At 60.0% G+C, this 14689-nt stretch carries 13 protein-coding genes and 1 tRNA gene; 8 read left to right on the top strand and 6 right to left on the bottom strand.

Annotation, left to right across the window (positions count from 1 at the left end; genetic code table 11):
- The coding region (locus tag TL5118_RS12965) for a choice-of-anchor D domain-containing protein (protein WP_131727443.1) at positions 1–2141 on the top strand (2141 nt) is incomplete at its 5' end.
- Between the two features lie 182 nt (positions 2142–2323).
- Positions 2324–3007: a YbaY family lipoprotein gene (locus tag TL5118_RS12960; protein WP_058244633.1), complete on the top strand. Its 684-nt coding sequence runs from the start codon at positions 2324–2326 to the stop codon at positions 3005–3007.
- A gap of 74 nt (positions 3008–3081) precedes the next feature.
- Here TL5118_RS12960 and TL5118_RS12955 read toward each other — a convergent pair.
- Both TL5118_RS12955 and TL5118_RS12950 read right to left on the bottom strand, forming a co-directional pair.
- A tRNA-Leu gene (locus TL5118_RS12955) sits at positions 3082–3168 on the bottom strand.
- Positions 3169–3336: 168 nt separating this feature from the next.
- Complete coding sequence (locus TL5118_RS12950; protein WP_058244632.1) at positions 3337–4965, bottom strand: peptidoglycan-binding domain-containing protein; 1629 nt, start codon at positions 4963–4965, stop codon at positions 3337–3339.
- A 121-nt stretch (positions 4966–5086) separates the two neighbouring features.
- Here TL5118_RS12950 and lipB point away from each other — a divergent pair, with 121 nt between their 5' ends.
- Positions 5087–5767 (top strand): lipoyl(octanoyl) transferase LipB, encoded by a 681-nt coding sequence (gene lipB / locus TL5118_RS12945; RefSeq protein WP_058244631.1) that lies wholly within the window; start codon positions 5087–5089, stop codon positions 5765–5767.
- A 15-nt stretch (positions 5768–5782) separates the two neighbouring features.
- Here lipB and TL5118_RS12940 read toward each other — a convergent pair whose 3' ends face one another.
- Positions 5783–6643: a helix-turn-helix transcriptional regulator gene (locus tag TL5118_RS12940; protein WP_058244630.1), complete on the bottom strand. Its 861-nt coding sequence runs from the start codon at positions 6641–6643 to the stop codon at positions 5783–5785.
- Positions 6644–6819: 176 nt separating this feature from the next.
- Between TL5118_RS12940 and TL5118_RS12935 the strand changes: the two genes are divergently transcribed.
- Complete coding sequence (locus tag TL5118_RS12935) at positions 6820–7731, top strand: DMT family transporter (protein WP_058244629.1); 912 nt, start codon at positions 6820–6822, stop codon at positions 7729–7731.
- A 70-nt stretch (positions 7732–7801) separates the two neighbouring features.
- On the opposite strand, the gene argC is transcribed toward TL5118_RS12935, so the two are convergent.
- Positions 7802–8710: an N-acetyl-gamma-glutamyl-phosphate reductase gene (argC, locus tag TL5118_RS12930; protein ID WP_058244628.1), complete on the bottom strand. Its 909-nt coding sequence runs from the start codon at positions 8708–8710 to the stop codon at positions 7802–7804.
- 294 nt (positions 8711–9004) lie between these two features.
- Here argC and TL5118_RS12925 point away from each other — a divergent pair, with 294 nt between their 5' ends.
- The 3 genes from TL5118_RS12925 (at position 9005) to TL5118_RS12915 (ending at position 12028) form a co-directional block, all read left to right on the top strand.
- Entirely contained in the window at positions 9005–9454 is a 450-nt protein-coding gene (locus tag TL5118_RS12925) for a c-type cytochrome (RefSeq protein WP_058244627.1), read from the top strand.
- Positions 9455–9722: 268 nt separating this feature from the next.
- The gene (locus tag TL5118_RS12920; RefSeq protein ID WP_058244626.1) at positions 9723–11381 is read left to right on the top strand and encodes a cytochrome c oxidase subunit I; all 1659 of its coding nucleotides are present in this window, start codon (positions 9723–9725) and stop codon (positions 11379–11381) included.
- A gap of 137 nt (positions 11382–11518) precedes the next feature.
- Positions 11519–12028, top strand: coding sequence for a DUF2244 domain-containing protein (locus TL5118_RS12915; RefSeq protein WP_058244625.1), 510 nt, complete (start codon positions 11519–11521; stop codon positions 12026–12028).
- Positions 12029–12030: 2 nt separating this feature from the next.
- Here TL5118_RS12915 and TL5118_RS12910 read toward each other — a convergent pair whose 3' ends face one another.
- Complete coding sequence (locus TL5118_RS12910; RefSeq protein WP_058244624.1) at positions 12031–12708, bottom strand: hypothetical protein; 678 nt, start codon at positions 12706–12708, stop codon at positions 12031–12033.
- A gap of 98 nt (positions 12709–12806) precedes the next feature.
- Positions 12807–13265, bottom strand: coding sequence for a GatB/YqeY domain-containing protein (locus TL5118_RS12905; protein WP_058244623.1), 459 nt, complete (start codon positions 13263–13265; stop codon positions 12807–12809).
- A 232-nt stretch (positions 13266–13497) separates the two neighbouring features.
- Here TL5118_RS12905 and carA point away from each other — a divergent pair, with 232 nt between their 5' ends.
- Positions 13498–14652: a glutamine-hydrolyzing carbamoyl-phosphate synthase small subunit gene (gene carA, locus TL5118_RS12900; protein WP_058244622.1), complete on the top strand. Its 1155-nt coding sequence runs from the start codon at positions 13498–13500 to the stop codon at positions 14650–14652.
- The last annotated feature ends 37 nt before the right edge of the window (positions 14653–14689 follow it).

Genomic DNA, 14689 nt, shown 5'->3' with positions numbered 1-14689 from the left:
CGCTCACGCTCAGCACCGCAACCAGTTCCAGCGCCAGCAATGTGGTGGTCGGCACGATCTCCGCCCCGGGCAGCAGCAGCGTGGCGGCGGGCGGTGGCAGCACAACCTTCACCGTGCAGTACACGCCGACCGTGGCCGGTGCCTTCTCCTTCGATCTCTCCATGGTCAATGGCGACGGCGATGAGAGCCCTTACAACATCACCGTCTCCGGCACCGCCACCGGCGCGCCGGAGATCAGCGTCAGCTCCTCGGTCTCGGGTGCAGTGGCAGATGGTGGGACAGACGCCCAGGGCAGCCGTGCCGCCGGCAGCCCGGTCACCGTGACTTATACCGTCACCAACTCCGGCACCGATGCGCTCACGCTCAGCACCGCAACCAGTTCCAGCGCCAGCAATGTGGTCGTTGGCACGATCTCCGCCCCGGGCAGCAGCAGCGTGGCGGCGGGCGGTGGCAGCACAACCTTCACCGTGCAGTACACCCCCACCGTGGCCGGTGCCTTCTCCTTCGATCTCTCCATGGTCAATGGCGACGGCGATGAGAACCCCTACAACATCACCGTCTCCGGCACGGCCACCGGCGCGCCGGAGATCAGCGTCAGTTCGTCAGAAAGCGGCGCTTTGGCGGACGGCGGCACCGACACGGTGAGCACCGCCACAGCCCAAGGGGTCACCAGTCAAATCACCTATACGATCAGCAATGGCGGCACGGATGTTTTGACACTGACCACGCCAACCGTTGCCACGGCCGTCTCCGCCAGCAGCAATGTCACCGTCAGCGCGCTGACCCTCGCCAGCACCATGTTGGCACCGGGGAACAGCACTACGCTTGTGGTCGACTTCGCACCTACGGCCGGTGGCGCCTTTGGTTTCACCCTAAGCCTGGCCAACAACGATCCAGATGAGGCGCCTTTTGACATTTTGGTCAGTGGCAGTGCCGCTGCGGCGCCAACCGTGGTCCTTTCCGGTGCGCCAAGCACGCTGTCCGGCGGCGGAAACTTCGATGTAACCGCGACATTCAGTGAACCGGTCACCGGTTTTGTGGCGGCTGATGTCAATGTCAGCAATGGCACCGTCGCGGGGCTGAGTGGCAGCGGCGCAAGCTACACGATCACCATCACGCCAACCGGCGGTGACGTCAGCATCTCCATCCCGGCAGGAATTGCCAGCAGCGCCAGCACAGGGGCGCTGAATGAGGCCTCCGCCAGCACCACGATTGCGGATCAAACCGCCGCGGAGACCGAGCGTGAAATCGCGACCTTCCTCAACACCCGCGCAAACCTTCTGATCGGCAACCAGCCTGATCTGCGTTCGATTGTGTTTGGTGGTGCATCCGGTGGCTTTACACTGTCGTCCAAAAGTGAACAGCTGAACTTCGCCTTGAACTCACGCAGCGGGGCGCCGCTGTGGTTCCAACTGCAGGGGGCGCGCTCCAATGCCGGGGATCGCAAGGCGGATTACCTGTTCGGGGCATTTGGTGGGCACACCTGGGTCAACGACCGTGTTGCAGTCGGCGCAATGCTGCAGGTCGATAAGATCGAGCAACGCAATGGCCCGCTGTCGATCGAAGGGCGCGGCTGGCTGGTTGGCCCCTATGTCGCGGCGCGGGCGGCAGAACAGCCGTTGTTCTTTGAGGCCTATCTGCTTTACGGGCAGAGCGAAAATGACATCTCCCCCTTTGGCACCTACACCGACCAGTTCGACACCGAACGGTGGTTGTTGCACACCGCCGTCACCGGGGAAGTTCAGCGCGGCAAGGTCACCTATTTCCCCAGCTTGTCAGCCACTTACACAACCGATGACCAAAGGGCCTACACCGATAGCCTGGGCAATCCGATTGCGGCACAGAGGTTGGAATATGGGCAGATCGCCCTTGGGCTGGATTTTGAAACCCCTCTGGGTGACGGCCGCACGGGCTGGAGCCTGCAGGGCGGGCTGCAGGGATCTTATGCTTTCAAATCAGACAGCGGTGGATCCGTTCCGATCAGCACCGATTATGAAGGCGGCAGTGGCCGGGTCGAGCTAGGAGTTTCGCATCTGAGCGCGGCTGGTGGGCGGTTGGAACTGTCGGGGTTCTATGATGGGATCGGTGCGGCGGCCTATGAGGTCTATGGTCTGTCGCTGCGCTACGATCTGGATTTCTAGGCGCGGTGGACGTGTGAAAATGCGATCGGACGAGGACCGGTTATGGTTGTTCTGCCTTTAGGCGGCCCTAGGTCCTTGGGTATTTGACGCCCAAACGTTTCATCAGGAGGCCTCACAAGTTTTCACCCAAGGCCCTTACGGCCAGCCTTGCCCTTAGCCTGACCCCGATTTCGCTGCCAGCCTTGGCTGAAAATGCCAGCCTGGAGGTCACCGCAGCCTACCGTGAACGGATCGCGCTACCGCCGGACGCCCAACTGGTGGTCGAGCTTAGGGATGTCTCCCGTGCGGATGCGCCCTCCCGGCGGTTGTCGCAGCAGGTGTATGCGATGCAGGGTTCCCCCCAAACCGTGTTACTCAGCTATGATACCGGCGTGGTCGATACCCGGTTCAGCTACGCGCTCAGCGCTCAGATCGTGACAGATGGCGCCGTGATGTTCCGCAGTGTTGACCATATTCCGGTGTTGCAAACTGCCGATGATACAACGGCTGAGATCCTTTTGGTGCAGGCCAACACAGCGATACCCGACACCATTTTTGGGATCAGCTGGTCGCTTTTCGAACTGGACGGGCGCAGCAGCGTTGACAGTGATCCGCCAACTCTGGCGGTGAACCCCGACGGCAGCTTTTCCCTCTTTGGCGGCTGCAACCGCTTCAATGGTAGCCTGACGCTGGATGGCACGGAGGTGCGCTTCCCCGCGCAAATGGCGGGCACGCTGATGGCCTGCCCCCCTAAGCGTGAGGCGCTGGAGCGGGCCTTGCTGTCCGGAGTGCAGGGGGTTGTGCGCTATGAGCGCAGCGGGGCGCTGTTGCAGCTGATGGACGAAGAAAACCGCGTTCTGATGCGCTTCCGCGAAACGCTGGGATAATGTAGAATATGCCAAATTTCGACCTGTCGCACCGCGGCAGGTCATCATCAGATCAAATCATGTTTGGGATGATTTGGTGCGGTCGAGAAGACTCGAACTTCCACTCCGGTTAAGGAACAGCGACCTCAACGCTGCGCGTCTACCAATTCCGCCACGACCGCACGTGATCAGGTAGTGGGGCCGCGTATAAATCAGCTGTGCAGGGATGTGAAGAGGCAATTCGCGCTTTCTGCTGATTTTGTAGCATCCCCAAAACCAGCCAAAAATAACGCGGCCCGAGGCAATGCCCCGGGCCGATACATGTTCAGAAAAGTCAGCGCGTTAGGCGCTTATTCCAAGCTGAAACTTGGCAGCCCACCTTCCGAGCTGGCAGGCATTGCAATCGCCCCCCCCAGACCTTCGGAGGCAGCTTTGATCAGCGCAACACGCTCTGGTTGGGCAGGTGCAAAAGCCGGTTCTGCGCCTGCTTCCAAGGCTGCAACAGCCAGTTCATACCAGCCCCGTGCCAGATCCGAGTTGGTCTCAACCCCGAACCCTTGCGACAGGTGGTGGCCGATCAGCTCCGCATAGGGGGCTTGGCCCGTGCCGACCATCAGCATGGCCGAGCCCAGCGCCACATCCAGCGTGTCCCGGCGATAGCCTGAGTAGAGGCAGATCTGTGCCGTGTTTTGCAGCTGTTCCAGCGACATCGACGAGCCCAGCACGAACTTCTGCACTTCGCCAACAACGTCCATCGCCGGTTTCTGCGTCAGCATCGCGATATAGGGTGCCGCAGCGGGTCCAAAGGCATCACATTGCGCATCGATCTGGGCAGCGGTTGCGCCCTTCACCTTGGCCACCAAGGTTTCGCCATTGCCGATCGCATAGGTGCGTGTCAGGCAGAACTGCTCGCCCAGCGCCAGATCAGGATCACGCAGGTTGGCCAGCGTGACAAAACCGCCGTTTGAATTGGTCATCAGGCTGATCTTGCTGCAATGGCTGGCCAATGAGGCCTCAGGCGTATCATCCCCGGCAAGGTTAAAGGCCTGGATGCCACCTAAGGGGGCCGCGGGTTGGGTCGCCGTGGCAGCGGCCATCTGGGTCACCGGCTGCTGCGCCACGGGCTGGGCGGGCTGCGCCGGTTGCACCTGCGTCGCCGCCATTGTCGTGCTGGGGGCATCGACCATGCGGCAGACGGTCTGCTGACACTGGAAGCTGGCGGTGGTCACGCCACGGGCCAGAAAATCATTGCGCTGATAGCCCTGCGGGCTGGAAGCGAAGACCATCACCGTACAGTTCGACGGGCCGCACCAGAAGTTGCTGCCAGACACAGCAGTATCAAGAATGTAGTCGTTTTTGCCATCACCGTTCAGATCGGCCAACTGCATGAAGCCGGTGCGCTGCATCAGCTGATCGGCGCTGGGGTCAGAGCTGGCGGCGATCTCATCAATGGCTTGGCTCACCTCAACCGGCAGACCGCCATAGCTGTTGGACATGCCGACCATCGTGGTGTTACCCCCCAGCGATTCGTTGCGCCAGGTCTGCAACAGGCTGCGCACACCGTTGGGTCCCTGCATTGCTTTGATGACCTGAGGGCCGCCGATCTGGGCACGGCTGTAGGAGGAGATCAGGAAGTCACGCTCATACTGGGTGAGTTTGCCAGTGGCGGGGAACCCCATGAAAGCCTGATACTGCGCCACCGCCTGACGCGACCGTTTACCCATGACCCCATCCGGTGTACCGGCAGGAAAGCCGAAGTAATTCAGCGATGTCTGGGTTTCACGGTTCTGCGCCCGCGCTGCCGTATTGGCAGAGCTGCTGTAGGTCTTGCGCTTGTTCTTGTTGGCTTCGTTCATGATCGCGCCGCCGATCAACCCGCCGACAATCGCCGCGCCCAGGTTATCAGCCAGCACAGGCGCACTGCCTGTGGTCAGAACAAAACTTGCCGCCAATGCGGTCTTAATCGGCTTGGAAAACATCAGCCTTCCTCCATATAACTCTTTGAATAATGGAATCACTCTACTGCATCCTTAGGGCTTCGCAGCAAAAAAATGCGGCGAATACATCCTTAAGAGGGCACCAAATCTGCGGAATCGTTACATGGTCGAATGGATCACCACCGAAGGGCTGACAGACTACCAAGAGGCGGTCGATTTCATGGAGGCCCGCGCCAGCGCCATCGCCGCAGGCGACGCTGAGGAATGCATCTGGCTGGTGGAACACCCGCCGCTTTACACCGCAGGAACCTCGGCCAAGATCGATGATCTGACCGATCCTGACCGTTTTCCGGTCCACACCAGCAAGCGCGGCGGGCAATACACCTATCACGGTCCCGGCCAGCGGGTGGCCTATGTGATGCTGAACGTGGGCAAGCGCGGCCACGACGTGCGCAAGTTTGTTCAACAGCTGGAACAGTGGGTGATCAACACCCTGGATGAGTTCAATCTGAAGGGTGAGATTCGCTGTGGCCGGGTTGGGGTTTGGGTGGAACGTCCGGACAAGCCGAAAACCATCACCGGCCAGATCGCTGAAGATAAGATCGCGGCCATCGGCATTCGCCTGCGCAAATGGGTCAGTTTCCACGGGATTTCGATCAATGTTGAGCCTGACCTCAGCCATTTTGACGGGATCGTGCCCTGCGGCATCACCGAATTTGGCGTCACCAGCCTGGTCGATCTTGGCCTGCCGGTGACCATAGCGGATCTGGATCTGGCGCTGGAACGTCAATTTACCGCGATGTTCGGGGACACGCCGGTCAAAAAGGATGGTTTAGACGCCTGACCAGCTGCACACGTCTCAGATCAGGCACCCATAAGCGCCCGGTGTCATCCCCATCTGCGCCTTGAAGCTGCGGCTCAAATGGCTCTGGCTGGAAAACCCGCAGCTGCTGGCGATCTGGGCCAAAGGCTCCCCCGCAGCGATCAGCCGCTTGGCCTCTTCCAGCCGTTGCCGCTGGATCCACTCATGGGGTGACAGCCCCAAGGAGGCGCGGAAGCTGCGTTGCAGATGAAACTCACTCAGATCACAAAGCTGCGCCAAATCTGACAGGGTCACTTTCGCCGACAGATCTGCCCGCACAAAATCCCGGATCCGCCGCATCAAATGTGGTGCCAATCCACCCACCAGCTGTCGTTTGCGCCGGGTTACCCCGATGCCTTCAGCAAAGATACCATGCACCAGCTCGCTCACCGCCTCTTCGGCCTGCACCGGATTGCCGCTCTGGGTGGCCTGCTGGATGGTCAGGAAATGCCCCGCCAGCCAAGGCGCGTCAAAATAGGTTTCATCCGTCAGTTCCATCAGCCGGGCGTCACAGTCAAACGTTTCGGCAAAGGCGCGGCGCAACTCGGCATCGCTGAGGTAGAGATGTACAAAGTCGAAGGGATCGGTGATCTCCCACTCACTGTCCATCCCATGGGGCAGAATACACACGGCCCCAGCCCAACCATGGACCGGCGCGCCATCGATCCGGCGGGTTCCCATACCGCCCTGCGCATAAAAACTCAGGCAGTGTCCTTCGGGGGCGACATAGCTGATCCGATCGTCGCTGTTGTGCCAAAGCGATGCCTGCCGATCAAAGCCCAGATCGATATGCCCACGCTGCTGCGCCTGCGGCGACGCCGTCAGGAAAGAGGCAACAGAGGGTTGATCAAGGGGCATGGTCTCTCACGGGTTGGCATGGTTTGGCACGGTCAGCTTGGCTTGACCCCTTATAGCGGCGGTGTGCGACCCGGTGAAATGGCCAATCTGACCAGCGCGCGCCTTTACCGCAAGATTGTGCAATCCACGCGCCCCCTGCCCCGTCTATCCCGGCCCAAAAGACACCGGAGACCGCCATGACCCTTATCCTTTATATCGCCACCGTTCTGATCTGGGGCACCACTTGGATTGCCATCGCCCTACAGGTGGGTGACGTGCCGGTGATGGTTTCGGTGTTCTATCGCTTTGCAACAGCCGGTGTGGTGTTTGTTCTGGGGCTGGCGCTGCTGGGCCGGCTACAGGTGCCCGCCGCGCGGCAGCAGAAATGGGTTCTGGCGCAGGCGCTCTGCCTGTTCAGCCTGAACTTCCTGTGTTTCTACGTCGCCGCGGGCTATCTGGCATCAGGCGTGATCTCAGTCATCTTTTCGCTGGCGACCATCTTCAACGCGGTCAACGCGCGGATCTTCTTTGGCGATCGGGTCAGCGGCAAAACGCTGCTGGCCGGGCTATTGGGCCTCAGCGGCCTGGCGCTGCTATTTGCCGGCGATCTGTCAGGCGCCGGGGCCGAGGATGCCTGGATCGGTATCGCCCTGGCCAGCTGTGGCACGCTGATGTTTTCCTTCGGCAACATGGTGTCGCGCCGGAACTCAGCCAATGGGCTGACGCCGATCACGGCCAACGCCTGGGGCATGTGTTATGGCGCGCTGTTTCTGCTGACGCTGATCTTTGCCACCGGCACGCCAATCATCCTGCCCGGTGATCCGATCTATATCGGTGCGATGCTCTATCTGGCGGTGATTGGATCGGTCGTTGGCTTTACCACCTATCTGGTCATGGTGGCGCGGGTCGGCTCAGCCAAGGCGGCCTATGCGACCGTGATGTTCCCGATCGTCGCCTTGGCAATTTCAACCGTGTTTGAAGGATATGTCTGGGGACTGATGAACAGCGCCGGGCTGGCACTGGCGCTCTGCGGCAATCTGGTGATGTTTGCATCTGTGGACTGGCTCAGCCGCCTGCGTCCCAGGACAAGATCGCAAAACACGGCCTGAACCAAACACCCAGATCGCAAACGCCCCGATGATGATCACCGGGGCGTTGCTAGTTAAGAGGAATGTCAGCTCAGGCGTCGATCATCAGATCCAGGTTCTGTACCGCTGCGCCAGAGGCCCCTTTACCAAGGTTGTCCAGCACGGCCACCAGCACGATACGGCCATCTTCGGCGTCACCACGGACATGCACCATCAGATCGTTGGTGCCGTTCAGCGCGGTGGGATCAATCCGGCTGTCCTGATCCGCCAGATCAGCGACCTTCACATGGGCCGCGCCTGCATAGGCCTCGGCCAAGGCGGCATGCACCTGCGCCATGGTCAGATCACCAGGCAGCTGCGACAAATGCAGCGGGATCGACACGGCCATGCCCTGGGCAAAATTCCCCACCGACGGCACGAAGATCGGTTTGGCGGTCAAACCTGCGAACTTCATCATCTCGGGCAGGTGTTTATGCGCCATCCCCGTTGCATAGAGGAAGGCATCAGGGGCTTCACCGCTTTCATATTCAGCAATCAGCCCTTTGCCACCGCCGGTGTAGCCAGAAATCGCATTGACCGAAATCGCCGCATCCGCCGGGATCAGCCCGGCGCGCACCAGCGGGGCCAGCAGCACAATTGCGCCGGTGGCATAGCAGCCGCAGTTGGCGACATAGCGCGCCGATTTGATCTGCGCCTCTTGCGCGGCGGAGAGTTCCGGCAGCCCGTAGGCCCAATCCGGGTTCACCCGGTGCGCGGTTGAGGCATCAATGATGCGCACGTCCAGATCCTTGGACAGCTCTACCGCCTCTTTGGCCGCCGCATCCGGCAGGCACAGGATCGCCACATCCGCCTCAGCAAATGCGGCCTTCCGCGCCTCTGCGTCTTTGCGCAGGTCAGGGTCGATCTGCACCAAAGTGATGTCATCGCGGCGGATCAGGCGATCGCGGATCTGGAGTCCCGTCGTGCCTGCTTCGCCATCGATGAATACCTTGGTGGTCATTGTCTTACCCTTTGCATATCTTGTGTGAGTGTTGGCGTCCCGAGCCGTTCGGCCCACGTCAACTGCGCCGCTTCCTACAAGGAAAGGGCGAGAATCAGAAGTCCTAAGTGCCAGTCCTGACGAATTTCCGACCCCAAAGCGCTGAACTGCACCTCAGCAGACACCTAATCCCACCTTGATCGTAGCCCCCTGCGACAATTCAACCATGGCCGTGAGACACAGAAACCTATTGCCGCAACGGGGCTGGCGCTATCTATTGCTGGGACGCGAACCCATATCAACAAGAGGCACGCAATGAAAAATCTTCTGATCGCCACAGCCACCCTGGCTGCCCTCGCCGCCCCTGCCCTGGCCGAAGGTGATGCAGCAGCAGGCGAAAAAGCATTCAAGAAATGTAAATCCTGCCACATGATCAAAGCCGATGACGGCACCATGATCGTCAAGGGCGGCAAGACCGGCCCGAACCTCTACGGTATCGTCGGCAAGCCGCTGGGCTCGGTCGAGGGCTATAAATACGGCAAAAGCATCGTGGCCGCCGGCGAAGCGGGCATCGTTTGGGACGAAGCGGGCCTGGCGGCCTATGTCGCAGATCCCAAAGCTTACCTGAAAGATGTAACCGGCGATTCGAAGGCCAAATCGAAAATGACCTTCAAACTGAAAAAGGGCGGCGAAGATGTAGCGGCCTATCTGGCGTCGCTGGCCCCTGCCCCGGCTGAGGAAGAGGCTGCAGCCTCCGACAGCTAACCAGAACGGACACCGCCCGTAGGCAGTGATTCCCACATTTTCAAGGCATTTGCCGGACAGGCACCCCATCGGGTGCCTGTTTTCACGTCTCCAGACAGAAAACCCTCAGCTTTGCAAGGGTCTGAGGGGTGGGGGTGCGACAAAATACTTTGATCTACGTCAAATTCCGCAATTGCCCCCTAAGGCCCATCATTCTAAAACGTGAATTGATCACCGGCGTGTGGGGGCTTCCCTCTTGCGCCGTTTAACACACCAACAGGAGGCAAGAATGGCAGACGCAGCCATCCACGGCCACGACCATGAGGACGAGCGTAGCTTCTTTACGCGCTGGTTCATGTCGACCAACCACAAGGATATCGGTATCCTTTACCTGATCACCTCGGCGATCGTCGGTCTGATCTCGGTATGTTTCACCGTTTACATGCGCCTGGAGCTGATGGAGCCCGGCGTTCAGTACATGTGTCAGGAAGGCTTCATGGCCGATCCCTGCACCCCGAACGGCCATCTTTGGAACGTACTGATCACCTATCACGGCGTGCTGATGATGTTCTTCGTGGTCATCCCGGCACTGTTCGGCGGCTTCGGCAACTACTTCATGCCGCTGCAGATCGGTGCACCGGATATGGCGTTCCCGCGGATGAACAACCTGTCGTTCTGGCTCTACTTCGCCGGTACCGCGCTGGGTGTTGCCTCGATGCTGAGCCCCGGCGGCAACGGCCAGCTGGGTTCGGGCGTTGGCTGGGTTCTCTACCCGCCGCTGTCCACCACCGAAGGCGGCATGTCGATGGATCTGGCGATCTTTGCTGTCCACGTCTCCGGCGCTTCGTCGATCCTGGGCGCGATCAACATGATCACCACCTTCCTGAACATGCGTGCCCCTGGCATGACCCTGTTCAAGGTCCCGCTGTTTGCCTGGTCGATCTTTGTCACCGCCTGGCTGATTCTGCTGGCCCTGCCTGTTCTGGCTGGCGCCATCACCATGCTGCTGACCGACCGTAACTTCGGCACCACCTTCTTTGATCCTGCTGGCGGCGGCGACCCGATCCTGTACCAGCACATTCTGTGGTTCTTCGGTCACCCCGAAGTGTACATCGTGATCCTGCCCGGCTTCGGTCTGGTCAGCCACGTGTTCGCAACCTTCGCCCGCAAACCTGTCTTCGGCTACCTGCCGATGGTCTGGGCGCTGATCGCCATTGGTGGTCTGGGCTTCGTTGTTTGGGCGCACCACATGTACACCGTTGGCATGTCGCTGACCCAGCAGTCCTACTTCATGTTGGCCACCATGGTCATTGCGGTTCCGACCGGGGTTAAGATCTTCTCGTGGATCGCCACCATGTGGGGCGGCTCGCTGGAGTTCAAAGCGCCGATGCTGTTCGGTCTGGGCTTCCTGGTGCTGTTCACCATCGGTGGTGTAACCGGCATCGTGCTGAGCCAGGCTGGCGTTGACCGTGCCTACCACGACACCTACTACGTTGTGGCCCACTTCCACTACACCATGTCGATGGGTGCAGCCTTCACCATCTTTGCCGGGATCTACTTCTACTTCGGTAAGATGACAGGCCGTCACTACAATGAATTTGCTGCCAAAATTCACTTCTGGCTGTTCTTCATTGGCGTGAACGTCACCTTCTTCCCGCAGCACTTCCTGGGCCGCCAGGGCATGCCGCGTCGTTACATCGACTACCCGGAAGCCTTTGCGTACTTCAACAAGATCAGCTCCTTCGGTGCCATGATCTCGTTCGCATCGTTCATCCTGTTCTTCGGCATTGTGATCCACGCCCTGCTGCGCGGTAAGAAAGTTGAAGAGAACAACTACTGGAACGAATACGCAGACACCCTGGAATGGACCCTGCCTTGCCCGCCGCCGGAGCACACTTTTGAAACGCTCCCCAAGCAGGAAGACTGGGACAAAGCGCCGTCGCACTAAGCGACCGCTGATCCAAGAGATACCAAAGGCCCCGGTTTTCCGGGGCCTTTTTCTATGCCGTGCCCTTTCTCGGCATAATGTCCAAACGCATCAATTCGTCACTTTCCCTCCGTGGACAGGGCGCTAAACTCCGCCCTATGCCGCACCAATGGTCCCCCTCCCCGACGGTTCCGTCAGACACCCCGGCGCTGCGCCTCTGGCCCTACCGGTCCCTGCCCCGGCGTGGATTTGCAGCGATGATTTTGATGGCCTTCTTCCTCAGCCTCATCCCGCTTTATGGGGTTTTGGGCACAACGGCGCTCTGGGTGATCTTGCCCTTCATCCTGATCATGGTCGCCGCCCTTTGGCTGGGCTTGGAAAAATCATACAAAAGCGGTGAGATCTTGGAGGAGCTGCACCTCGAAGAGGACGAATTGATCCTCACCCACACCCCTGTGAAAGGGGCCGCACAGGAATGGCGCTGCAATGCCTATTGGGCCCGGGCCGAGATGCATGTGAGCGGCGGTAAAGTACCGTTCTATGTCACCCTGTCCGGCAATGGGCGGCGGGTGGAAATCGGCAGCTTCCTTTCCGAGGATGAGCGCAAAGTGCTCCATGGTGAGCTGAAGGATTACCTCAAGGCCCTGCAAGTCCCGCCCAGCGTTTAAGCTTAATACCCTGCAGGCAATCGGCGTTCGTAGATGTGGTAGCTGTGCTCCGGCATCTGTTCTTCACTGCGGAACTGTGCAGGGCGGCGTTTGTTGCGTTTGCGCAGCGCGTTGACCTGATCGGCCAGCCCCAGAAACTCGATCCATTTGCGCAAATCACCAACCTGCAGACCCAGCGCCTGAGCGGTAGGTTTGCTGATCGATCCGTTGTGCTTTTCCACGGCGGCCAGCACCTCCTTCGGGGTGGCCGGCACCAGCTCACTGCGTTCAAACAGCCCACCGCCATGAAACAGCCTGGCCACATCCCGCGGGTGGTCGACGAACCTTGGCTGGCCGGGATAGGGGAACCCACCTTTGGTTTCCGCCACCGCAGAAACGGTAAGCGCCAGCGATTCGTAGACATAGAGGCGATAGCCCTGGGCCTGATAAGGGGCCATGCCCTTCAACCGCGCCTGCCAGCGCTGCAGGATCGCTTCGACAAAACGTGTGCGCAGACCGCTGTTGATCCAAGGCTCAGAAGGGGCGAGTAGTTCCAGATAGCCCAATGTTTCGTGGTTCCAGCTAGACTGTTGGTTGGCGTTGTCACCGTCAAATCGCAATGGCTTGTCTGCAACCGCCTCCAGATAGCCCGCCAAACCACGATGGTGGCCGCGCACCTCTGCCAAAACTTCTGCAAACATGACCGTCTCCCTTCACTCCGGGGGGAACTAGAACATGGATCCGGCGCAAAGAAAAAGGGGCCAGAGGGCCCCTTTTGTAAATAGCTCTGACAGATGGGTCAGCTCAGGCGATTTTTCACCATCGGACCCACTGCGCCAAAGTCCATCTGGCCGGTGTACTTCTCTTTCAGAACACCCATCACCTTGCCCATGTCGCGAATCGAAGACCCTTCGACAGCGGTGATCGCGGCATCTACGGCGGCGGCCACTTCATCGTCGTTCAGCTGACGCGGCAGGAAGTCTTCGATCACTTTGATCTCAACCAGTTCCTGCTCAGCCAGATCAAACCGGCTGGCCTCTTCGTACTGGCGGGCGCTTTCCTGACGCTGCTTGACCATTTTGCCAAGGATTGCCAGCACATCTGCATCGCCAACGCCCTCTTCGCGGCCTTCGCCACGGGCCGCAATATCGCGGTCTTTGATCGCTGCGTTGATCAGGCGAAGTGTCGATACACGGGTGGTGTTTTTGTCTTTCATGGCCTGTTTCATTCCGGCCATGACACGCTCACGCAATTCCATTTGGTCCCATCCCCAAGGGTTTCCGATAGCCGCCGACCCTACCCTGTTGCCTTGGGTCTGACAACCATTGGCTTGCCGTGCACGTCAACGCCCTATCCTTCTGCCTTGGCTGCGCGCACACTCTGCGGCAGAATGCCCGAAAAACCTGCCCCACTTGACCCTAACGGGCCTTGACCCCATGCGTCACCAGCCGTATTACCCCGCCAATTTGCCCACATCGGAGACCAGACACATGGCCCAGCAGCCCGACACCCGCCCCACCGCGTGCCTTGCCCTTGCCGATGGAACCGTCTTTTACGGACGAGGGTTCGGCGCCACCGGCGCAACCGAGGCAGAGCTTTGCTTCAACACCGCCATGACCGGCTACCAAGAAATCATGACCGACCCGTCTTATGCGGGTCAGATCGTGACCTTCACCTTCCCCCATATCGGCAACACCGGCACCAACCCGGAAGACGATGAAACCGGCGATCCGGTCGCCGCAGGCATGGTGGTGAAGTGGGACCCGACGGAGCCCAGCAACTGGCGCAACGTGGAAACCCTGTCGGATTGGCTGGCCAAACGTGGCCGCATCGCCATTGGCGGCATCGACACCCGTCGCCTGACACGTGCAATCCGCCAGCAGGGCGCGCCGCATGTGGCCCTGGCCCATGATCCCGAAGGCAACTTTGACATCGAAGCCTTGGTAGCCAAGGCACGCGCCTTTGCCGGCCTGGAAGGCATGGACCTGGCCAAGGAAGTCACCTGCGCCCAGTCCTACAAATGGGATGAGATGCGGTGGGCCTGGCCTGATGGCTACCCGCGCCAGGAGGCACCGAAGCACAAGGTTGTTGCGATCGACTTTGGTGCCAAGCGCAACATCCTGCGCTGTCTGGCTTCCGCCGGCTGTGACGTGACCGTACTGCCGGCCACTGCCACCGCCGAAGAGGTCCTCTCACACAATCCTGACGGCGTGTTCCTGTCAAACGGCCCCGGCGATCCTGCGGCAACCGGCGAATATGCCGTGCCAATGATCAAAGGTGTGCTGGATGCAGACCTGCCGGTCTTTGGCATTTGTCTGGGCCACCAGATGCTGGCACTGGCCTTGGGGGCCAAAACGGTCAAGATGAACCACGGCCACCACGGCGCCAACCACCCGGTCAAGGAACATGACACCGGCAAAGTGGAAATCACCTCGATGAACCACGGTTTCGCGGTGGATGCGCAAACCCTGCCCGAAGGTGTGGTCGAGAGCCATGTGTCGCTGTTTGACGGTTCAAACTGCGGCATCCGCATGGCCGACCGCCCGGTCTTCTCGGTGCAGCATCACCCCGAAGCCAGCCCCGGTCCGCAGGACAGCTTCTACCTGTTTGAGCGTTTTGCCGAAAACATGGCTGCCCGAGGCTAACAGCGCCTTAACGCGCCATTAACCACAGTTGAGACAG

Source organism: Thalassovita autumnalis (assembly GCF_001458255.1).
Lineage (GTDB): Bacteria > Pseudomonadota > Alphaproteobacteria > Rhodobacterales > Rhodobacteraceae > Thalassobius > Thalassobius autumnalis.
This window is presented reverse-complemented; position numbering and strand designations above follow the sequence as displayed.

What these genes read in the sequence shown, in the direction of transcription:
- TL5118_RS12935 (WP_058244629.1), top strand. Translation starts at nt 6,820, where the DNA reads ATGACCCTTATCCTTTATATCGCCACCGTTCTGATCTGGGGCACCACT.
- TL5118_RS12940 (WP_058244630.1), bottom strand. Translation starts at nt 6,643, where the DNA reads ATGCCCCTTGATCAACCCTCTGTTGCCTCTTTCCTGACGGCGTCGCCG.
- TL5118_RS12920 (WP_058244626.1), top strand. Translation starts at nt 9,723, where the DNA reads ATGGCAGACGCAGCCATCCACGGCCACGACCATGAGGACGAGCGTAGC.
- carA (WP_058244622.1), top strand. Translation starts at nt 13,498, where the DNA reads ATGGCCCAGCAGCCCGACACCCGCCCCACCGCGTGCCTTGCCCTTGCC.
- lipB (WP_058244631.1), top strand. Translation starts at nt 5,087, where the DNA reads ATGGTCGAATGGATCACCACCGAAGGGCTGACAGACTACCAAGAGGCG.
- argC (WP_058244628.1), bottom strand. Translation starts at nt 8,710, where the DNA reads ATGACCACCAAGGTATTCATCGATGGCGAAGCAGGCACGACGGGACTC.
- TL5118_RS12910 (WP_058244624.1), bottom strand. Translation starts at nt 12,708, where the DNA reads ATGTTTGCAGAAGTTTTGGCAGAGGTGCGCGGCCACCATCGTGGTTTG.
- TL5118_RS12925 (WP_058244627.1), top strand. Translation starts at nt 9,005, where the DNA reads ATGAAAAATCTTCTGATCGCCACAGCCACCCTGGCTGCCCTCGCCGCC.
- TL5118_RS12915 (WP_058244625.1), top strand. Translation starts at nt 11,519, where the DNA reads ATGCCGCACCAATGGTCCCCCTCCCCGACGGTTCCGTCAGACACCCCG.
- TL5118_RS12950 (WP_058244632.1), bottom strand. Translation starts at nt 4,965, where the DNA reads ATGTTTTCCAAGCCGATTAAGACCGCATTGGCGGCAAGTTTTGTTCTG.
- TL5118_RS12905 (WP_058244623.1), bottom strand. Translation starts at nt 13,265, where the DNA reads ATGGAATTGCGTGAGCGTGTCATGGCCGGAATGAAACAGGCCATGAAA.